This window comes from Streptomyces bauhiniae, assembly GCF_004784475.1.
Lineage (GTDB): Bacteria > Actinomycetota > Actinomycetes > Streptomycetales > Streptomycetaceae > Streptomyces > Streptomyces seoulensis.
Genome location: NZ_SRRT01000007.1, coordinates 143,686 through 163,872 on the forward strand (window position 1 = coordinate 143,686; position 20,187 = coordinate 163,872).

Consider the following 20,187-nt stretch of genomic DNA (forward strand, 5'->3'; position numbering starts at 1 on the left):
AGGTACCTCGAAGCGGCTGGTGGGGACGGCGGGCGCGGCGGGGAGGAGGGGGTGGGCTACTTGCCGTAGGCCATCATCAGCTTCTCCTCGGAGTCGTCCTGGCCGCTCAGCCGGTCGGTGGCGATGAAGAAGCGGCCGCCGGACCAGACCGTGGTGGCGTCGAAGAAGCCGTTCTCGATCTTCGCCGCGCCGCCCGGGTTCTGGAGCAGCGTGGCCGGCCGGTGCGCGCCGGAGCCGGTCGGGATGGACAGCACCCGGCCGCCCTCGTTGTAGGAAGCGTCGGCGTAGGCGATGAGGTTGCCGCCCTGGAGTCCGACGGGGGCCATCGGGCGGGCCAGCGGGGACTTCACCCGCCACTTCTCCTTGCCGTCGGCCAGGCCGATGGCGATGATCTCGTTCGCGCCGGTGGTGGACTCGGTCGGCAGATACAGGGTCTTGGCGTCCACCGCGACCGCCTTGCAGTTCTGCAGGGCGCGGTCCAGGGAGAGGAAGCCGCAGCCGAGGGCGAACTTCTTGTCGACCTTGACCTCGGAGGTGAAGCGGCCGCGGCTGTCCAGAGTGGAGATGTTCCACGCCTTCTTGTCGCGGTTGGTCAGGTAGACCACCAGCGGGTTCAGGGAGAAGACGCGCTCGGCCCGCCAGCCCTTGGTGACGGTCCGGGTCCACTTCGCCTTGCCGGTGGCCGGGTCGAGTTCGCGGATCTCGTCGCGCTCCTTGGCACCGCCCGCCCCGCAGGAGGCCACCTGGACCAGGCGGCCGCTGTCACCGGCGTACCCGGCCGGGTAGCAGTCCGTGCCGTACTTCTTGAGGTCGTACAGCTTCTTGCCGGTCGACGCGTCGTACGCGGTGCCCGACATGTCGCGGCCGACCACCAGGGTCCTGCCCGCGAGGGTCAGCTCGATGCTGCGGGTGCTGTCGAACAACTGGCTGCCGTCGGCGACTTGGGCGTGCCAGCCCTTCTTGCCGGTGTCCAGGTCGATCTGCTGGAGCTGGTTGCACTTGGCGCGGTCGGTGGTGCCGCTCATGTACGCGACGACGATCCTGCCGTCCGCGTCGGGGCGCTTGGTGACCGCGCACACCTCGTACGGCAGGGCGATCGGGGCCCAGGCGGCCGTGCCGTCCGCGACGCGGAAGCCGACGACCTCCTTGTACGCGGCCTTCACCGCGGTCTTCTCCGTGACCCAGAGGCCGGGCGCGTCCGCGCCGTTGCCGGGGGCGTCGGGGGCGGACTTGTACCAGAGGACCTTCGCCTCGCCGGGCTTGCGGCCCGCGTTGAGATCCTCGGCGTCCGTAGGGCCGTCGCCCTTGCCGTCGCCGGTGTCGGCGGAGGGGGAGGCGGTGGCGGACTGCTTGGTGTCGCCGCTCGGGTGGGCGACGGGCTTGTCGTCGTCCCCGCCGCCGCTGGTGACCGCGTACACGGTGCCGCCGACGAGCAGCAGCGCGACGGCCACGGCCCCGGCTATCAGCGCGGTGCGCTTCTTGTTCCCGGGCGGCTTGCCGGGGCCACCGGGCTGCGGGTACGCCCCGTAGGGGGCCTGCCCGTAGGGGCCGGGGGCCTGCCCGTAGGGGCCGGGCTGGGCGTATGGGCCGGGGGGCTGCTGGGGATAGCCGTAACCGGGCTGCGGCTGCTGAGGTGCGCCGAACCCGCCCTGCGGCGGCGGCTGTTGAGGAGCACCGAAGCCCCCCTGCGGCTGGCCCTGCGGTGGCTGATTCTGCGGCGGGCCGAAGCCGCCGTGCGGCGGCTGACCGGGCGGCGGCTGGCTCATCAGCGCTGCTCCCCCTCGTTCACTGATTTTTAGCCTACGAAGGGTCTTTCTATCACCGACCAACGACGGCACAGGGGCCCGCGAAGGCCCCTGTGCCCAAGGTCGAACCACCCCGTGATGCGGCCGTTACGGACCCGCCGGTATGGCCGGATTGCGTCGTCCGGGCTACGCGTCCTCCGCCAGCTCCAGCCAGCGCAGCTCCAGTTCCTCGCGCTCGCCGACGAGTTCGCGCAGTTCGGCGTCGAGTTCGGCGACCTTGGCGAAGTCGGTGGCGTGGTCCGCGATCCGGGTGTGCAGCTTGGACTCCTTGTCGGAGAGCTTGTCCAACTGCCGCTCGATCTTCTGGAGTTCCTTCTTCGCGGCCCGCTGGTCGGCGGCGCTCTTCTCCGTGGCGGCCGGGGTGGGCGCGGCGGCGGCCGAGCGCTGGGCGACGGCCTCCTCCATGCGCAGCCGGCGCTCCAGGTACTCGTCGATGCCGCGCGGCAGCATGCGCAGGGCACCGTCGCCGAGGAGGGCGTAGACCTTGTCGGTGGTGCGCTCGACGAAGAACCGGTCGTGGGAGATGACGACCATCGAGCCGGGCCAGCCGTCGAGGACGTCCTCCAGTTGGGTCAGGGTCTCGATGTCGAGGTCGTTGGTGGGCTCGTCGAGGAAGAGGACGTTGGGCTCGTCCATGAGCAGACGCAGCAACTGGAGCCTGCGACGCTCACCGCCGGAGAGGTCGCCGACCGGCGTCCACTGCTTCTCCTTGGTGAAGCCGAAGGTCTCGCAGAGCTGGCCCGCCGTCATCTCGCGGCCCTTGCCGAGGTCGACGCGCTCACGCACGCGCTGCACGGCCTCCAGCACCCGCCAGTTGGGGTCGAGTTCGGCGACCTCCTGGGAGAGGTAGGCGAGCTTGACCGTCTTGCCGACGCTGACCTTGCCGCCCGCGGGCTGCTCCTCGCCGCCGGAGCGGGCGGCCTCGGCCATGGCCCGCAGCAGGGAGGTCTTGCCGGCGCCGTTGACGCCGACCAGGCCGATGCGGTCACCGGGGCCGAGCTGCCAGGTGACGTGCTTCAGCAGTTCCTTGGGGCCTGCGGTGACGCTGACGTCCTCCAGGTCGAAGACCGTCCTGCCGAGCCGGGAGGAGGCGAACTTCATCAGCTCGCTGCTGTCGCGGGGCGGGGGCACGTCCTTGATCAGCTCGTTGGCCGCCTCGACGCGGAAGCGGGGCTTGGAGGTGCGGGCGGGGGCGCCCCGGCGCAGCCAGGCCAGCTCCTTGCGGACGAGGTTCTGCCGCTTGGTCTCCTCGGTGGCGGCGATGCGCTCGCGCTCGGCACGGGCGAAGACGTAGTCGGAGTAGCCGCCCTCGTACTCGTAGACCGTGCCGCGCTGGACGTCCCACATGCGGGTGCAGACCTGGTCCAGGAACCAGCGGTCGTGGGTGACGCAGACGAGTGCCGAGCGGCGCTCGCGCAGGTGCCGGGCGAGCCAGGCGATGCCCTCGACGTCGAGGTGGTTGGTGGGCTCGTCCAGGACGAGGAGGTCCTGCTCCTCGATCAGCAGCTTGGCCAGCGCGATCCGGCGCCGCTCACCGCCGGACAGCGGGCCGATGACGGTGTCGAGACCCTTGGGGAAGCCCGGCAGGTCGAGCCCGCCGAACAGGCCGGTCAGTACGTCCCTGACCTTGGCGTTGCCCGCCCACTCGTGGTCGGCCAGGTCGCCGATGACCTCGTGCCGGACGGTGGCCTCGGGGTCGAGCGAGTCGTGCTGCGTCAGCACCCCGCTCCGCAGTCCCCCGGAGTGCGTGACCCGCCCGCTGTCGGCCTCCTCGACCTTGGCGAGCATCCGGATCAGCGTGGTCTTTCCGTCGCCGTTGCGCCCGACGACCCCGATCCGGTCCCCTTCCGACACACCGAGCGAGACGCCGTCCAGCAGGGCCCGCGTGCCGTAGACCTTGCTGACGTTCTCGACATTGACCAGATTGACGGCCATTTCACTCCTGTGCAGGGGGATCGATCAGCCTTCAAGCGTAGGCCCTGCCGGGCGGGGGGCGGGGCGCGCGGGTGCGGTCACTCTTTGTGATGACGTGATCGACGTTCGGCCGCTACCGTGGAGGCTCAGGCAGCAGGATCCCGTTCATGGGAGGAACCATGACCGCCGAGTCCATCGAGCACCGTCCGCACTGGCCGGTGCCACCCAAGGACGGCTACACCGTGGACGACCTGTTCACACTGCCGGATCTCCCGCCGCACACAGAGCTGATCGACGGGAGCCTGGTTTTCGTGACCCCTCAACGGATCTTTCACTCCGACACGATCGACATGCTGATCCACGGCTTGCGCCGAACCGTGCCATCGGAGCTGAAGGTCAAACGAGAGATCACGGTTGTCCTCGACCGCCGGAACGTCCCCGAGCCCGACCTCTGCGTCGTACGCGCCGAGTCCGTCATCGACCGCCGCCAGACACGGTTCGAGGCGGCCGACGTCCTGCTCGCCGTGGAGGTGGTCTCCCCGGACTCCGAGGCCCGGGACCGCGACACCAAGCCGCACAAGTACGCCGCGGCCGGCATCCCCCACTTCTGGCTGGTGGAAATGGCCGGCGAGGACGACCACCCCGTGGTGCAGGTGTACGAGCGCGGCGAGGCCACCGGAACCTACGCCCTGACCGGCATCCACCACGCACAGGTCAAGCTGACCGCGCCCTACGGGATCGACATCGACCTGACGGAGATCGACCGCCTCTGAGGCTCAGAGGATCGTCGCCCCCGGCACCGGCCCCGCAGCCGTGCGCGTCGTGCGGCAGGTGCCGGAGTCTTCGAGGGCCTGGGCGACCCGGGTCGCCGTGGTCGCGTCCGGGACCAGGAAGGCGGTCGTCGGGCCCGAGCCGGAGACCAGGGTGGCGAGGGCGCCTGCCTGGCGGCCGGTGGCGAGGGTGGCTGCCAGCTCCGGGTAGAGGGAGAGGGCGGCGGGCTGGAGGTCGTTGGTGAGGGCGGCGGCCAGGGCTTCCGGGTCGCCCTTCGAGAGGGCCGTCAGGAGGGTCGGGTCGGCCTCCGGGGCCGGAATCTCCCGGCCCTCCGTCAGGCGGTCGAACTCGCGGAAGACCGCCGGGGTCGACAGGCCCCGCTCCGCCATCGCGAACACCCAGTGGAAGGTGCCCCCGACCTCCAGCGGAGCCAGCTTCTCGCCGCGTCCGGTGCCGAGTGCCGCGCCGCCGACCAGGCTGAAGGGGACGTCGCTGCCCAGCTCGGCGCAGATGTCGAGCAGCTCGGCCCGCGTGGCGCCCGTACCCCACAGCGCGTCGCAGGCGACCAGCGCGCCCGCGCCGTCCGCGCTGCCGCCGGCCATGCCGCCCGCGACCGGGATGTCCTTGGCGATGTGGAGGTGGACGGCGGGCTCGATGCCCCGGCGTCCGGCGAGCGCGAGCGCGGCGCGGGCGGCCAGGTTGGTGCGGTCCAGCGGGACCGACGCGGCGTCCGGCCCGGCGCAGGTGACCCGGAGTTCCTCGGCCGGGGTCACGGTGACCTCGTCGTACAGCCCGACCGCGAGGAAGACGTTGGCCAGGTCGTGGAAGCCGTCGGGGCGGGCCGCGCCCACGCCGAGCTGGACGTTGACCTTGGCGGGGACCCGTACCGTGACGCTCACGCGGCTGCTCCCCCATGGCCCTTGTGCTCGGCGATCGCCGCGAACTCCTCGACCGTGAGCGCCTCGCCGCGCGCCTGCGGGGAGACCCCGGCGGCGACCAGCGCGGCCTCGGCGGCGGCGGCCGACCCGGCCCAGCCGGCCAGCGCGGCGCGCAGGGTCTTGCGGCGCTGGGCGAAGGCGGCGTCGACCACGGCGAAGACCTCCGCGCGGGTGGCCGACGTCTTGACCGGCTCGGTGCGCCGGACCAGCGAGACCAGGCCGCTGTCCACGTTCGGCGCGGGCCAGAACACGTTCCGCCCGATCGCCCCGGCCCTCTTGACCTCGGCGTACCAGTTGGCCTTGACCGAGGGCACGCCGTACACCTTGGAGCCGGGCGCGGCGGCGAGCCGGTCGGCGACCTCGGACTGGACCATCACCAGGGTGCGCTCGATGCTCGGGAAGGTCGCGAGCATGTGCAGCAGCACGGGGACGGCGACGTTGTAGGGCAGGTTGGCGACGAGCGCGGTCGGCGGCGGGCCGGGCAGTTCCCCGACGAGCATCGCGTCGGAGTGCACCAGCGCGAACCGGTCGGCGCGGTCGGGCATCCGGGCGGCGACGGTCGCGGGCAGCGCGGCGGCCAGTACGTCGTCGATCTCGACGGCGGTGACCCGGTCGGCCGCCTCCAGCAGGGCCAGGGTGAGGGAGCCGAGTCCCGGCCCGACCTCCACCACCACGTCGTCGGGGCGCACCCCGGCGGTGCGCACGATACGGCGGACCGTGTTGGCGTCGATCACGAAGTTCTGGCCGCGCTGCTTGGTCGGCCGTACGCCGAGCACGGCCGCCAGTTCGCGGATGTCGGCGGGACCGAGGAGGGCGTCGGGGGTGGGGCTGCTCACGGGACAAGGGTACGGGGCGGCACGGGCGCCGCCGCCCCGCCTCAGCCGCGCAGGCGTGCCCCGCAGTGCGGCCAGGGCGAGGTGCCGTGCCGCAGGTACAGGGTCTTGGCGCGCCGGGTCTGCTCCTCGGGCGACGCGTCCTGCGGGCGTCCGCTGCCGCCGAGGCCGTGCCAGGTGGCGGTGTCGAACTGGTAGAGCCCGCCGTAGGTGCCGGAAGGGTCGACGGCGTCGGCCCGGCCGCCGGACTCGCAGACGGCGAGCGCGTGCCAGTTCAGGCCGTCCGCGCCGGAGGCGGTGGCGGGGCGCGCCTTGGTGCCGACCCGGACGAGCTGCCGGCGCGGCTCGCGGACCACCTCGGAGTGCTCGCGGCGGGGGCGCTGCCGGACGCCGTTGACGGTGCGCAGCAGGTAGGTGGTACGCCGCAGCCCCGGCCGCCCGGCCTGGTCGACCACCTCCGTGCCCTTCGGCAGCGTGGGGTCCTCGGTGCGGCGCACGGCGTACGGGATCTCCTCGTCGCGCCTCTCGTGGGTGCCGGTGATCCGCAGCACGGTGACAGTCTGCCCGTCGCGCGGGAAGGAGGTGCCGGGCACGGAGGTGGTGTCCTCGCCGTGCAGGGTGATCCCGGCCTCGCGCAGCGCCTCGGTGACGGTGGCCGCGTTGGTGCGCAGGGTGCGGGTGCGGCCGTCGGCCATGATCGTGACGCTGCGCTCGGTACGGACGTCCAGGGCGAGCCCGGCCCGCCCGATGGGCAGCGAGCGGGACGCGGAGAGGTAGGCGCCCTCCGCCCGTACGCCGAGCTGCCTGAGCGCGCCGTCGACCGTGTCGGCGGTGGTCCACACCACGCGGCGCTCGCCGTCGATGGTGAGCCGGACCGGGCGGCCGTGGCGTACGGCGATCTCGTCGCCGTCGGTGAGGGGGGTGCCGGGGGCGGGGGCGACCACGTCGTGCGGGCCGACCCGGACGCCCTCGTCGGCGAGGAGGCCGGTGACGTCGTCGGCGAAGGTGTGCAGGGTGCGGGGGTGGCCGTCGACGGTCAGCTCGACCGCCTTGTCCTCGGCGACGAAGGCGGCGGTGCCGCCGGCGAGGAACGCGACGACCAGCGCCTGGGGCAGCAGCCGGCGCACCGGTGACTCGGGCCGTTCGGCGGCCCGCCGTCTGCGCCCCGCCGGTCTCGCGCCCTGCGGCGCCTGGCGGGGCGGGGGTACGGCCTCGTAGGCGGGCCGGTAGGTGTCGGGAGGCACGCCGTACGGCAGGGTCAGCGCGCTGTGCACCGACGGCACCGCCGGTTCGTCGCCGAGGGTGCCGTGGGGGCCGTACCGCTCGTACTGCTGGGTCACGCCGACACGCTCCAGGGGGCGTTGGCCGATCGGGCCCCCAGAACCTAGCGGAGCGGGCGTCACTCTCCAAAGCGGCACGGCCACACAGGGTCACGGCTCGAACTGGCGCTCTCAGTATCCGAAAGCGCGCGCCGTGTTGGCGCCGAGGGCCCCGGCCAGAGTGTCCTCGTCGGTCCCGCGTACGGCGGCCATGGCGCGCACGGTGACCGGGATCAGATACGGCGCGTTGGGGCGGCCCCGGTAGGGCGCCGGGGTGAGGAAGGGGGCGTCGGTCTCGACCAGGACCAGTTCCAGCGGGGCCACGGCCAGGGCGTCCCGGAGGTTCTGGGCGTTCTTGAAGGTGACGTTGCCGGCGAAGGACATGTAGTAGCCCTCGCGGGCGCAGATCTCCGCCATGTCGGCGTCGCCGGAGTAGCAGTGGAAGACGGTGCGCTCGGGGGCGCCCTCCTCCTTCAGCACGCGCAGCACGTCGGCGTGGGCGTCGCGGTCGTGGATGGCCAGGGTCTTGCCGTGCCGCTTGGCGATCTCGATGTGGGCGCGGAAGGACCGCTCCTGCGCCTCCTTGCCCTCGGGGCCGGTGCGGAAGAAGTCGAGGCCGGTCTCGCCGACGCCCTTGACCTGCGGGAGCGCGGCGAGCCGGTCGATCTCGGCGAGCGCCTCGTCCAGCGCGGCGTCCCCGCCCGGCACGCGGGCCCCCTGCCGGGACCACCCGTCGGGGTCGCCGTGCACGATGCGCGGTGCCTCGTTCGGGTGCAGGGCGACCGTCGCGTGGACCCGGTCGTGCGCGGCGGCCGTCTCGGCGGCCCAGCGGGAGCCCGCCAGGTCGCAGCCGACCTGCACGACCGTGGTCACGCCGACCGACGCGGCCTTCGCCAGCCCCTCCTCGACGGTGCCGGACTGCATGTCGAGGTGGGTGTGGGAGTCGGCCACCTCGACGCCGAGGGGTGCGGGGAGCGGGGGCGGCGCGTTCTTGTCACCGGCGTTCGAAGGCATGCCCCGATCCTACGGAAGGGGCGCGCTAGCTCGCCCGGCGCTGGAAGGGATGCAGCAGGTCGGAGAGGTGCCAGTGGTGGGTCTCCGGGGCGGGCGCCTCCGGCACCGGCACCGGGCGGCGCACGGAGGACACCTGTCCGGCACGCATGATCCGTACGACGTGCCCATCGCAGTTCTCGCACACCGGCCGGCTCAGCGGGGACGGCACGACGGTGCCCTCCACGACGTACCGGACGCACTCATGGCCCCCGGTGTCGGTGTGGTGCTCTATCGCGTACGACTGCTCCCAGCCGTGCCCGCACCTCATGCAGGCGAACGCGTACGACTCGTGAACGGCGGCGATCTGCCCGGCGACCTCACTCATGCCCAGCTCCTGCGGTCCACTGGCGCCCCCGGTCAGGGAGGCGGGGGACGGCTTTCCGCCCCTTCGCCCAGTGGACGCCCGCTCCGCCCCGAAAGCACGCGACCTGTCGACTGTTGGACCCGCCTTGGCCGACCCTTGCCGAACCGCTCCGCTGAGGCCCCCGATCCCTTTGCCCACCCAACCCCCCGTTTGCCCACCCATGGGGCGCACCCCGGCCCACGCGCCGCCCAAGGGGCGCCAGGGCCCCGCCCCCAGGGGGCCCGCCTCGCGCGGGGCGAAGCCCGCGTCGGCGCCTGGCTGCGGGGCGAACGTCGGGGGCGCCGCAAAGACTCACCCCGCGGCCAACCCCCGCTCAGCCCGCGGAGCGCTTCGCCGCCACCACCGCGTCGAAGACGACCCGCTTGGGGAGGCCCGCCTCGGCCGCGACCGCCGCGATGGCCTCCTTGCGGCGTTCGCCGGCGTCCTCGCGGATGCGGACGCGGCGGACCAGTTCCCCGGCGTCGAGTTCCTCGGGGCCGGACTCGGGGGCGCCCTCCACGACGACGGTGATCTCGCCGCGTACGCCCTCGGCGGCCCAGGCGGCCAGGTCGGCGAGGGGGCCGCGCTTGACCTCCTCGTACGTCTTGGTCAGCTCGCGGCAGACGGCGGCCCGGCGGTCGGCGCCGAAGACCTCGGCCATCGCGGCGAGGGTGTCGTCCAGGCGGTGCGGGGCCTCGAAGTAGACGAGGGTGCGCCGTTCGTCGGCGTTCTCGCGCAGCCGGGACAGCCGTTCACCGGCCTTGCGGGGCAGGAAGCCCTCGAAGCAGAACCGGTCCACCGGCAGCCCGGACAGCGCGAGCGCGGTGAGCACGGCGGACGGGCCCGGCACGGCGGTGACCAAGACGTCGTGCTCGACGGCGGCCGCGACCAGCCGGTAGCCGGGGTCGGAGACCGACGGCATCCCGGCGTCCGTGACGAGGAGCACACGGGCCCCGCCGCGCAGCTCCTCCACCAGCTCGGGGGTGCGCGCGGACTCGTTGCCCTCGAAGTACGAGACCACCCGGCCGCCCGGCGTCACACCGAGGGCCTGGGTGAGGCGGCGCAGCCGCCGGGTGTCCTCGGCGGCGATGACGTCGGCCTCCGCCAGCTCCTTGGACAGCCGGGGCGGGGCGTCCGCGACGTCGCCGATGGGGGTACCTGCGAGGACAAGGGTTCCAGTCACGGGACCATCCTCCCAGGGGCGCCGACCGGCACGGAAAACGATCGCGTCCCAATCGGTACCGCGCTTGCACGGGACTCACACGGCACGTTTCCCTACCATGGCGCGGTGACCAGTACCGCGTCCTCCACGGACCTCCGGCAGGGCCAGGCGCCGCCCGACGACGAGCGGCCCTCCTGGCAGCGGCGGCTGCGCCGATTCGGCTACGTACCTCCCGCGGGCGCCCCCGCGGCCGATGTACGGGACCGGCTCGTGCCGCCCTACGCGCAGCCCTCGCCGAGGGTGTGGCAGGTGCTGGGCTGCCCGCCGCACCTGGCGGACCGGATCACCCGCTGGTCGGGCTGGGGCGGGCCGCTGCTGGTGACGCTGCTCGCGGGCCTGCTGCGGTTCTGGAACCTGGGCAGCCCGCGCGCGGTGATATTCGACGAGACGTACTACGCCAAGGACGCCTGGGCGCTCGTCCACCGGGGCTTCGAGGTCAACTGGGACAAGAACGCCAACGACGCGGTCCTCGCCACCCACGGCCACCTCGCGATCCCGTCGGACGCGGCGTACGTGGTGCATCCGCCGGTCGGCAAGTACGTGATCGGGCTGGGCGAGCTGATCTTCGGCTTCGACCCGTTCGGCTGGCGGTTCATGACCGCGCTGCTCGGCACGCTGAGCGTGCTGCTGCTGTGCCGGATCGGGCGCCGGATGTTCCGCTCGACGTTCCTCGGCTGCCTGGCGGGCGGGCTGATGGCGGTGGACGGCCTGCACTTCGTGATGAGCCGGACCGCGCTGCTGGACGGCGTGCTGATGTTCTTCGTCGTCGCCGCCTTCGGCTGCCTGGTGGTGGACCGGGACCGGGCGCGGGAGAAACTCGCCGCCGCGCTCCCGGTCGGCCCGGACGGCGTCGCCCGCCCGGACGCCCGCCTCGCCGACACCTTCCGCTTCGGCTGGCGCCCCTGGCGCTGGGGCGCGGGCGTGATGCTGGGCCTGGCCTTCGGCACCAAGTGGAACGGCCTGTACATCCTGGCCGCGTTCTGCCTGATGGCGGTGTTGTGGGACGTGGGCGCCCGCAAGGTGGCCGGCGCCCGGCACCCGTACGAGGCGGTACTGAAGTACGACACCGGGTTCGCGTTCCTGGCGACGGTGCCGGTGGCGATCGCGGTGTACGTCGCCTCCTGGACCGGCTGGATTCTCTCCCCCACCGACGGCACCGGCGGCTACTTCCGCAACTGGGCCGCGACCGACGGCCGGGGCGGCTCCTGGACCTTCCTGCCGGACTGGCTGCGCAGCCTGTGGCACTACGAGCACGAGGTCTACAACTTCCACGTCCACCTGTCGTCCCCGCACACCTACCAGTCCAACCCGTGGAGCTGGATCGTGCTGGGCCGCCCGGTCTCGTTCTTCTACGAGTCTCCCGGCCCCGGCTCGGCCGGCTGCCCGATCGGCACCACCGACAAGTGCGCCCGCGAGGTCCTCGCCCTCGGCACCCCCATGCTCTGGTGGGCCGGCTGCGCTGCGATCCTCTACGTCCTGTGGCGCTGGGCCTTCCGCCGCGACTGGCGCGCCGGCGCCATCGCCTGCGGCGTCGTGGCCGGCTACCTCCCCTGGTTCATGTACCAGGAACGCACGATCTTCCTCTTCTACGCGGTCGTCTTCGTCCCCTTCCTCTGCCTCGCGGTCGCCATGCTCGCCGGCGCGATCATCGGCCCCCCTCATTCCACCGACACCCGCCGAGTAATCGGCGCCACCGCCGCCGGCGTCCTGATCCTCCTGATCACCTGGAACTTCATCTACTTCTGGCCCCTCTACACGGGCGAGGCGATCCCGATCGACTCGTGGCGGGGGCGGATGTGGCTGGATACGTGGGTGTAGCGGCAGACACGCCAGGTTTCGCCACCCCCGTAGGCGTCCTGCCTGGGGGTTAGGAATGCGCCACGGGAACGCGCCAGTCGAACGCCACCGGGACCGCCACCGGCAAAACGGGGCGAATCACCATCCGGGGTGGGGCGCGGGGCGGTTGAGTGGGTGGGGGGCGGTGGGGTTGGCTCTCTTGTGGAGGCCCCGGGGGGAGAGCCTTCGGCACGGTCCCCGTAGACGTGGGGTCCGGGTTCGGCCACGCACGCCGGAGCCGGGCGGACGGGCGGGGACGGGGCGGGTCCGGGCGTACGCACGTCGTCCGGGCCCGCCCCTCGTGCGTGGGCCGTTCAACGTCTCCGTTCGGACAAGTATCGGAAACGGCCGCCCCAACTGCCTGTGGAGCACATACAGTTCCGTCCGCACCAGCTTTTGAACACGTTCAGGAAGTCGGTGCGGCAACGGGGACTTCACGGGGAGGAATCGCTTCATGGGCAAGGGAGTCAGAGTCGCGGTCGTCAGCGGCGTGTGCGCCGCGATGCTGGGCGGGGCGGGGTACGGCATGTACAACATCGCCTCCGCGCTGAACGGCACCGCGACCGGCGGCGTCAAGGCCGTACCGACCGGGCCGCCCAGCCGCGAGGAGGTCGAGCAGACCACCGCGAAGTTCTTCGCCGCCTGGGAGAAGGGCCGGCCGGAGCAGGCGGCGAGTCTCACCAACTTCCCCGAGGACGCCGAGTCGCTGCTGACGGCGTACGGCACGGACGCGCACATCACCGGCGTACACATCACCCCCGGCAGGGCGAAGGGCGACACGGTCCCCTTCCAGGTCCGGGCGACGGTGTCGTACGGGGAGGAGTCCCGGCCGCTGGCGTACGCGAGCCGGCTGACCGTGGTGCGCGGGGTCAACTCGCACCGCCCGCTGGTCGACTGGGACCCCGCGCTGGTGCACCCGAAGCTGGCGAAGGGCGACTCGCTGACCGTCGAGGAGTCCGCCACCCCGCAGATCGACGCCGTGGACCGGAACGGCCAGGTGCTGACCAAGGAGAAGTACCCCTCCCTCGGCCCGGTCCTGGACGAGCTGCGCAAGCGGTACGGGGACAAGACCGGCGGCCGGGCCGGCGTCGAACTGGTGGTCCGGCACGAGGGCAGCGGCGCCGCCGACACCACGCTGATGACCCTGGTCAAGGGCAAGCCGGGCAAGCTGCGCACCACCCTCAGCGCGAGCGCCCAGGCGGCCGCCGAAGCGGCGGTCACCGACTACACCAACTCCTCGGTCGCGGCCGTACAGCCCAGCACCGGCGAGATCCTGGCCTTCGCCAACCACCGCGACGACGGCTTCAACGCGGCCTTCCTCGGCGAGCTGGCCCCCGGCTCCACCATGAAGATCGTCAGCGCCGCCACCCTCATCGACTCCGGCATCACCTCGGCCAACGGCCCGGCGCCCTGCCCGCCGTCGGCGGTGTGGCAGAGCCAGACCTTCACCAACCTCACCGGCCTGACGCCGAACGAGAACGCCACCCTCTCCGAGAGCTTCGCCCGCTCCTGCAACACCGCGTTCGTGAAGTTCGCGGACGAGGTGAAGGCGGACTCGCTGGCCATGGAGGCCGCGCAGCGCTTCGGCATCGGGCGGAACGACTGGAAGGTGGGCGTGCCCTCCTTCGACGGCCGGGTCCCCTCACCGGACGGCCCCGACCGCGCGGCCGGCCTGATCGGCCAGGGCCAGGTCCAGATGAGCCCGCTGAACATGGCATCGGTGACGGCGACCGCGAAGACCGGAACGTTCCGCCAGCCGGTGATCGTCCCGCTGAGCCTGGACGGCCGCCGGGCCGCCACCGCGCGCGGGCTGGCGCCGGGTACGTCCCAGCAGTTGCGGGAGATGATGAACCGCACCGCGCGCAGTGGCACCGCGGCAGGCGTGATGGCCGGGCTCAGCGGGAACGTGGGCGCGAAGACCGGTTCGGCGGAAGTCGACGGGCAGTCACGGTCCAACAGTTGGTTCACCGGATACCGGGACGACATCGCGGCGGCCGCGATGACGGAGGACGGCGGGCATGGCATCGACGCCGCCGGTCCGATTGTCGCAAGAGTGCTACGGAGTGCGGGCTGAGATCGGCCGAGTCCGCGCAGACTCTAGGCTGTTGAGGTCGTTGGGGACGTGTGAGGGCTGCGGGGACCCTGGGGAGAGCGCGGAGGACTTGGGACTGTGGGCAAGAGAAGGCGTGCCGCCGAACGGCCGAAGCGGAAACCCGCCGTACTGGGCGGCATGATCGCCCTCGTCGTCGGCGGCGCCGGGTTCGGCCTCTACGCGCTCTACGGCGGCGGGGCGTCCGCCGACGAGGCGTCCACGTTGTCCGACCACAAGAGCGTGAAGACCGGGCCCCCCAGCGCGCTGGAGATCAAGACGGCCACCTCCCGCTTCCTCACCGCCTGGCAGCAGGGCCGTGTCACCGAGGCGGCCGCCGCCACCGACGACGCCAAGGCCGCGACCGCCCTGCTCACCGGCTACACCAAGGACGCCCGCCTGAAGGACGTCACCCTCACCGCGGGCCGGGCGACCGGCGCGAAGGTGCCGTTCGACGTCAAGGCGACCGTCTCCTACCAGGGCGTCAGCAAGCCGCTCGCGTACACGAGTTCGCTGACCGTGGTGCGGCGGGCGAGCGACGGCGCGGCCCTGGTCGGCTGGCAGCCGGCCGTGGTGCACCCGGAGCTGAAGGACGGCGACACCCTGGTCACCGGCGCGTCCGGCACCCCGCCGGTCAAGGCGCTGGACCGCGCCGGCGGCGAGCTGACCGTGACCGCGTACCCCTCGCTGGGCTCGGTGCTGGACGGGCTGCGGGAGAAGTACGGCAAGACGGCCGGCGGCAAGGCGGGCGTGGAGCTGCGCGTGGTGCGCGGCAAGGCGTCCAAGAAGGCCGGGCTGTCGGACAAGACGCTGGTGGAGCTGAGCGAGGGCACACCGGGCACGGTGAAGACCACGCTGGACCCGAAGTTCCAGGCGGCGGCCGAGCAGCAGGTGGCCAAGCGGGAGCAGGCGTCGGTGGTGGCGCTGCGCGCCTCGACCGGTGAGATCCTCGCGGTCGCCAACAGCGGCCACGGCTTCAACATCGGCTTCCAGGGCTCGCTGGCCCCCGGCTCCACCATGAAGGTGATCACCTCCTCGCTGCTGATCGAGAAGGGCCTGGCGGAGGCGGACAAGAAGCACCCCTGCCCGAAGACCTTCACCTTCGGCGGCTGGAAGTTCCACAACGACGACGACTTCGAGATCAAGAACGGCACCTTCAAGGCGAGCTTCGCCCGCTCCTGCAACACCGCCTTCATCAGCCAGGCGAAGAAGCTGAAGAACGACGACCTGACCAAGCAGGCCCAGCAGGTCTTCGGCCTCTCCATGAACAACTGGTCGGTCGGCGTGCCCACGCTGGACGGCTCGGTGCCGGTGCAGTCGGCGGCCCAGATGGCGGCCTCGCTGATCGGGCAGGGCGGGGTGCGGATGAACCCGCTGAACATGGCCTCGGTGGCGGCGACGGTGAAGACCGGCACCTTCCACCAGCCGTACCTGGTCGCCCCGTCCGTCGACCACCGCACGCTGGCGACGGCGTCCCGCACGATGTCCCCCAAGACGCTGGGCCAGCTCCGCGAGCTGATGAACTTCACCGCCGCGTACGGCACGGCGGCCGAGGCGATGTCCGGGCTGGGTCCGGACTACGGCGCCAAGACCGGCTCGGCCGAGGTCGACAACCAGAAGAAGCCCAACGGCTGGTTCACCGCCTACCGGGGCGACCTCGCCTCGGCCGGTGTGGTGCAGGCGGGCGGCCACGGCGGCGACACGGCCGGGCCGATCGTCGCCACCCTGCTCAAGCTCGGGAGCTGATCAGTTCCGTACGGGCTCGGCCGTGTAGGTGCGCAGCAGGAACCGGGTCAGCGACTTCACGTCGAACTGGACCACGTCCACCCCTTCCGGGGAGTGGAACTCCAGGACCGCCTGCACGCGCCCGCACGGCCAGACCCGTACGTCCCCGCTCTCGGCGGGGGCGCGCAGGCCGTCCTCCAGCAGGGAGCGGGAGAAGGTCCATTCGGCGGGGCCGGGCAGTCCGACCTGTACGGCGAGGGGGTCGGCGTCGGGGTCGTAGCGGAGCACCACGCGTACGGCGTCGGGGTCGTCCTCCGCGTCGGTGACGATGTGGGCGCGTGTGTACTGCTCGACTACGGACATCGGATCGCCCTCTCACGTTCAGTGACCGCCACGAAGGCCGCACAGCCGTTTCGTCTCTAATGTCGCATATTTTCTGATTTGCGCCCTCGGGAGCCGACTGGGAGTCCGCTGGGAAGCGAGACCGCCTCGCTCTTGCAAGGCATTCGCAACAAGCGCTTAAAATTGAACGGTGCATGTACCTGACGGATTCATCGACGCCCCCACCTCCGCTGTCACCGGGGTGGTCGCCGCGGGCGCCCTCGCGGTGAGCCTCCGCGGCGCCCGCCGCGAACTGGACGAGCGCACCGCGCCGCTGGCCGGCCTGGTCGCCGCGTTCATCTTCGCCGTACAGATGCTCAACTTCCCCGTGGCGGCCGGAACAAGCGGCCACCTGCTGGGCGGAGCGCTGGCGGCGATACTCGTCGGGCCCTATACGGCCGTGCTGTGCGTGTCGGTCGTGCTGCTCATGCAGGGCGTGCTGTTCGCGGACGGCGGGCTGACCGCGCTCGGCGTGAACATCACGGACATGGCGATCGTCACGACCGTGGTCGCGTACGCCGTCTTCAAGGGGCTGCTCGCGGTGCTGCCCCGCTCCCGGCGCTCGATCACCGCCGCCTCCTTCGTCGCCGCCCTGCTCTCCGTCCCGGCCGCGGCCGTCGTCTTCACGCTGATCTACGCGATCGGCGGCACCACGGACGTGTCCATCGCCAAGGTGGCCACCGCGATGATCGGTGTCCATGTGCTGATCGGCATCGGCGAGGCCGTGATCACCGCGCTCACCGTCGCCGCCGTCGTCGCGGTCCGCCCCGACCTGGTCTACGGCGCGCGCGGACTGCGGCAGAAGCTCCGGCTCCGGGTCAACGGCGAGCTGGTCGACGCCCCCGACGCCGCCCCGGCCCCGGCCGCCGCGCGCACCTCCCGGCGCACCCTGTGGATCACCGGCCTGGTGACCTCCCTCGTCCTCGCCGGGTTCGTCAGCTTCTACGCCTCCGCAAACCCGGACGGCCTGGAGAAGGTCGCCCACGACAAGGGCATCGACAAGAAGACCGAGCCGCACCACTCCTCCGACTCCCCGCTGGCCGACTACGGCGTCAAGGACGTGGCCAACGCCCGGCTCTCCGGCGGTCTCGCGGGCGTGATCGGCGTCGGCGTCACCGTCGTCGCGGGCAGCGCGGTCTTCTGGGCGGTGCGCAGGCGCCGTGACCACGACGCCTCTCCCGCGAACACGAGCGTCTGACATGGGAGCGGGCCACGCCCACAAGCTCTACCGGCACGGGCACTCCGCCGTGCACCGGCTGCCCCCGCACACCAAGCTGGCGGCCGTCTTCGCCTTCGTCGTGGTGGTGGTCTCCACCCCGCGCGAGGCGATGTGGGCGTTCGGGGTGTACGCGGTGCTGCTGGCCTGTGTCGCGTACCGGGCGCGGGTGCCCGCCGGGTTCCTGCTGAAGCGGCTGCTGATCGAGGTGCCGTTCGTCGCGTTCGCGGTGCTCATGCCGTTCGTCGCGGAGGGCGAGCGGGTGCACGTCCTCGGGCTCTCGCTGAGCGTCAACGGGCTGTGGGGCGCGTGGAACGTGCTGGCCAAGGGCACGCTGGGCGTCGCCGCCTCGGTGCTGCTCGCCGCCACCACCGACCTGCGCGAACTGCTGCTCGGGCTCCAGCGGCTCAAGCTGCCGCCCCTGCTGGTGCAGATCGCCTCCTTCATGATCCGCTACGGCGACGTCATCACCGACGAGATGCGCCGGATGCGGATCGCCCGCGAGTCGCGCGGCTTCGAGGCGCGGGGGGTACGGCAGTGGGGGGTGCTCGCCAAGTCGGCGGGCGCGCTGTTCATCCGCTCCTACGAGCGTGGCGAGCGGGTCCATCTGGCCATGGTGAGCCGGGGGTACGCCGGGTCGATGCCGGTCATCGACGAGGTCACCGCCACCCGTGACCAGTGGCTGCGCGCGCTGGCCCTGCCCTGCTCCGCCCTCGTCGTCTGTCTGCTGGGATGGTTCCTGTGAGTACCGCACCGCTGTCGCTGGAAGTCTCCGGCCTCGCCTTCGCCTACCCCGACGGCCATCAGGCCCTGTTCGGCGTCGACTTCACCGTCCCGCGCGGTGAACGGGTCGCGCTGCTCGGGCCGAACGGCGCGGGCAAGACCACGCTCGTGCTGCATCTCAACGGCATCCTGTCCGGCGGTACCGGCACGGTCACCGTGGCCGGACTCCCGGTCGGCAAGCGGCACATGGCTGAGATCCGGCAGAAGGTCGGCATCGTCTTCCAGGACCCCGACGACCAGCTCTTCATGCCGACCGTGCGCGAGGACGTGGCGTTCGGACCGGCGGCGGCCGGGCTGAAGGGGGCCGAGCTGGAGGAGCGGGTGCGGACCGCGCTGGAGCAGGTCGGCATGGCGGAGTTCGCCGACCGGCCTCCGCACCATCTGTCCTTCGGGCAGCGGCGCCGGGTCGCGGTGGCGACGGTACTGGCGATGCGGCCGGAGATCCTCGTGCTCGACGAGCCGTCATCCAACCTCGACCCCGCCTCGCGGCGCGAACTGGCCGACATCCTGCGGTCGTTGGACGTCACGGTGCTGATGGTCACGCACGATCTTCCCTACGCCCTCGAACTGTGCCCGCGTGCGCTGATCCTCAGTGACGGGGTGATCGCGGCCGACGGTCCCACCGGCAAGCTGCTCTCCGACGACGCGCTGATGCGGGCGCACCGGCTGGAGCTGCCGTTCGGGTTCGATCCGCGCACGGTGGCGTTGGACGCGTAGGAGTTGTGGGGCGCGGAATCCAAGGCCGTACGGCCGTGTTTCACTCGTGAGTGCGGGCGAGGAAAGGGATACGGCGTGGATGTGCGGGTGAACGGCACGGTGGCCGAGGGCTTCGAGCCGGTGGCGGAGGCGTTCGCGGCGAACTTCGCCCGGCTCGGGGAGCGGGGCGCGGCCGTGGCCGTGTACCGGGACGGGCACCGGGTCGTCGACCTGTGGGCGGGCACCCGTGACGTCGACGGCTCCGCCCCCTGGGAGCGCGGTACCGCGCAGATCGTGCGGTCCGCGACCAAGGGGGTCGCCGCCGCCGCGCTCCTGCTGCTGCACCAGCGGGGTCTGCTGGACCTGGACGCCCCGGTGGGCGCGTACTGGCCCGAGTTCAAGGCGGCGGGCAAGGAGCGCACCCTCGTCCGCGATCTGCTCGCCCACCGGGCGGGCGTGCCGGTGCTGGACCGGCCGCTGACCCCCGCCGAGGCCGCCGACCCCGACCTCGGCGCCGCCGCCGTCGCCGCGCAGGCGCCGGTGTGGGAGCCGGGCACGGACCACGGGTACCACGCGCAGACGTATAGCTGGCTCACGGGTGAGCTGGTCCGCCGGGTCACCGGGCGCCCCATCGGGGAGTTCATCGCGTCCGAGGTCGCGGCGCCGGCCGGGGCGGACGTGTGGCTGGGGCTGCCCGCCTCGGAGCAGGCGCGGGTGGGCCGGGTGGGGCCGGTCTCGGCGCCCGAGACGCCGGGTGCGCTGAAGGTACGCCCCAAGCGGGCCGTCGCGGACGCCTACACCGACCCCGCCTCCCTGACCCGCCGCGCCTTCGCCGCGATCACCCCGCTGCCGGACGAGAACGATCCCGCCTACCGTGCGGCCGCCCTCCCCGCCTCCAACGGCATCGCCACGGCGGACGGACTGGCCCGCGTGTACGCGTCCCTCATCGGCGAACTGGACGGCGGTACAAGGCTGTTCACCCCGGAAACGATGGAGCTGGCCCGCACCGAGACGTCGGCGGGCCCGGACCGGGTCCTCGTGGTCGGTACCCGCTTCGGCCTCGGCTTCATGCTCCACGGCCCCGCGTCCCCCCTCCTCTCCCCCACCGCCTTCGGCCACCCCGGCCGAGGCGGCGCCCTCGCCTTCGCCGACCCCGCCTCCGGCATCGCCTTCGGCTACGTCACCAACGGCTTCCAGGGCGGAGTGACAGCAGACCCGAGGGCCCAGGCGCTGGTGCGGGCGGTACGCGGTTCGCTGGGCTGA

At 72.4% G+C, this 20,187-nt stretch carries 17 protein-coding genes; 8 read left to right on the forward strand and 9 right to left on the reverse strand.

Annotation, left to right across the window (positions count from 1 at the left end):
• Positions 1–56: 56 nt before the first annotated feature.
• Together E5083_RS23320 and E5083_RS23325 are read right to left on the reverse strand one after the other, a co-directional pair.
• A complete protein-coding gene (locus E5083_RS23320) occupies positions 57–1,766 on the reverse strand; it encodes an outer membrane protein assembly factor BamB family protein (protein ID WP_135787659.1) in 1,710 nt (569 codons plus the stop codon).
• A 165-nt stretch (positions 1,767–1,931) separates the two neighbouring features.
• Complete coding sequence (locus E5083_RS23325; RefSeq protein ID WP_135787660.1) at positions 1,932–3,740, reverse strand: ABC-F family ATP-binding cassette domain-containing protein; 1,809 nt, start codon at positions 3,738–3,740, stop codon at positions 1,932–1,934.
• A gap of 158 nt (positions 3,741–3,898) precedes the next feature.
• Here E5083_RS23325 and E5083_RS23330 point away from each other — a divergent pair, with 158 nt between their 5' ends.
• A complete protein-coding gene (locus tag E5083_RS23330; protein ID WP_135787950.1) occupies positions 3,899–4,492 on the forward strand; it encodes a Uma2 family endonuclease in 594 nt (197 codons plus the stop codon).
• 3 nt (positions 4,493–4,495) lie between these two features.
• Here E5083_RS23330 and E5083_RS23335 read toward each other — a convergent pair whose 3' ends face one another.
• From E5083_RS23335 to rsmI, 6 genes are all read right to left on the reverse strand, one after another.
• The gene (locus E5083_RS23335) at positions 4,496–5,389 is read right to left on the reverse strand and encodes a 4-(cytidine 5'-diphospho)-2-C-methyl-D-erythritol kinase (protein ID WP_135787661.1); all 894 of its coding nucleotides are present in this window, start codon (positions 5,387–5,389) and stop codon (positions 4,496–4,498) included.
• The gene (gene rsmA / locus E5083_RS23340) at positions 5,386–6,264 is read right to left on the reverse strand and encodes a 16S rRNA (adenine(1518)-N(6)/adenine(1519)-N(6))-dimethyltransferase RsmA (RefSeq protein WP_135787662.1); all 879 of its coding nucleotides are present in this window, start codon (positions 6,262–6,264) and stop codon (positions 5,386–5,388) included. Before rsmA ends, E5083_RS23335 begins: the two co-directional genes overlap by 4 nt.
• 41 nt (positions 6,265–6,305) lie before the next feature.
• Positions 6,306–7,601 (reverse strand): resuscitation-promoting factor, encoded by a 1,296-nt coding sequence (locus E5083_RS23345; RefSeq protein ID WP_135787663.1) that lies wholly within the window; start codon positions 7,599–7,601, stop codon positions 6,306–6,308.
• A gap of 111 nt (positions 7,602–7,712) precedes the next feature.
• Positions 7,713–8,594, reverse strand: coding sequence for a TatD family hydrolase (locus tag E5083_RS23350; protein WP_135787664.1), 882 nt, complete (start codon positions 8,592–8,594; stop codon positions 7,713–7,715).
• A 25-nt stretch (positions 8,595–8,619) separates the two neighbouring features.
• The gene (locus E5083_RS23355) at positions 8,620–8,958 is read right to left on the reverse strand and encodes a hypothetical protein (protein ID WP_135787665.1); all 339 of its coding nucleotides are present in this window, start codon (positions 8,956–8,958) and stop codon (positions 8,620–8,622) included.
• Positions 8,959–9,310: 352 nt separating this feature from the next.
• Positions 9,311–10,159: a 16S rRNA (cytidine(1402)-2'-O)-methyltransferase gene (gene rsmI / locus E5083_RS23360; RefSeq protein ID WP_135787666.1), complete on the reverse strand. Its 849-nt coding sequence runs from the start codon at positions 10,157–10,159 to the stop codon at positions 9,311–9,313.
• Between the two features lie 105 nt (positions 10,160–10,264).
• Here rsmI and E5083_RS23365 point away from each other — a divergent pair, with 105 nt between their 5' ends.
• From E5083_RS23365 to E5083_RS23375, 3 genes are all read left to right on the forward strand, one after another.
• Positions 10,265–12,016 carry a dolichyl-phosphate-mannose--protein mannosyltransferase gene (locus tag E5083_RS23365; RefSeq protein WP_135787667.1) on the forward strand — a complete coding sequence of 584 codons (1,752 nt, stop codon included), beginning with the start codon at positions 10,265–10,267 and terminating at the stop codon, positions 12,014–12,016.
• A 472-nt stretch (positions 12,017–12,488) separates the two neighbouring features.
• Positions 12,489–14,108, forward strand: coding sequence for a penicillin-binding transpeptidase domain-containing protein (locus E5083_RS23370; protein WP_135787668.1), 1,620 nt, complete (start codon positions 12,489–12,491; stop codon positions 14,106–14,108).
• A gap of 96 nt (positions 14,109–14,204) precedes the next feature.
• Positions 14,205–15,869 (forward strand): penicillin-binding transpeptidase domain-containing protein, encoded by a 1,665-nt coding sequence (locus tag E5083_RS23375; RefSeq protein WP_135787669.1) that lies wholly within the window; start codon positions 14,205–14,207, stop codon positions 15,867–15,869.
• On the opposite strand, the gene E5083_RS23380 is transcribed toward E5083_RS23375, so the two are convergent.
• A complete protein-coding gene (locus tag E5083_RS23380) occupies positions 15,870–16,211 on the reverse strand; it encodes an SsgA family sporulation/cell division regulator (RefSeq protein WP_135787670.1) in 342 nt (113 codons plus the stop codon).
• Positions 16,212–16,380: 169 nt separating this feature from the next.
• On the opposite strand from E5083_RS23380, the gene E5083_RS23385 reads away from it, so the two are divergent.
• The 4 genes from E5083_RS23385 (at position 16,381) to E5083_RS23400 (ending at position 20,187) form a co-directional block, all read left to right on the forward strand.
• The gene (locus tag E5083_RS23385; RefSeq protein WP_135787671.1) at positions 16,381–17,427 is read left to right on the forward strand and encodes an energy-coupling factor ABC transporter permease; all 1,047 of its coding nucleotides are present in this window, start codon (positions 16,381–16,383) and stop codon (positions 17,425–17,427) included.
• A gap of 1 nt (position 17,428) precedes the next feature.
• Positions 17,429–18,190, forward strand: a complete 762-nt coding sequence (gene cbiQ / locus E5083_RS23390; protein WP_135787672.1) for a cobalt ECF transporter T component CbiQ — start codon at positions 17,429–17,431, stop codon at positions 18,188–18,190.
• Positions 18,178–18,945: an energy-coupling factor ABC transporter ATP-binding protein gene (locus tag E5083_RS23395; RefSeq protein ID WP_135787673.1), complete on the forward strand. Its 768-nt coding sequence runs from the start codon at positions 18,178–18,180 to the stop codon at positions 18,943–18,945. The genes cbiQ and E5083_RS23395 overlap by 13 nt, the downstream gene beginning before the upstream one ends.
• An 81-nt stretch (positions 18,946–19,026) precedes the next feature.
• Positions 19,027–20,187: a serine hydrolase domain-containing protein gene (locus tag E5083_RS23400; RefSeq protein WP_135787951.1), complete on the forward strand. Its 1,161-nt coding sequence runs from the start codon at positions 19,027–19,029 to the stop codon at positions 20,185–20,187.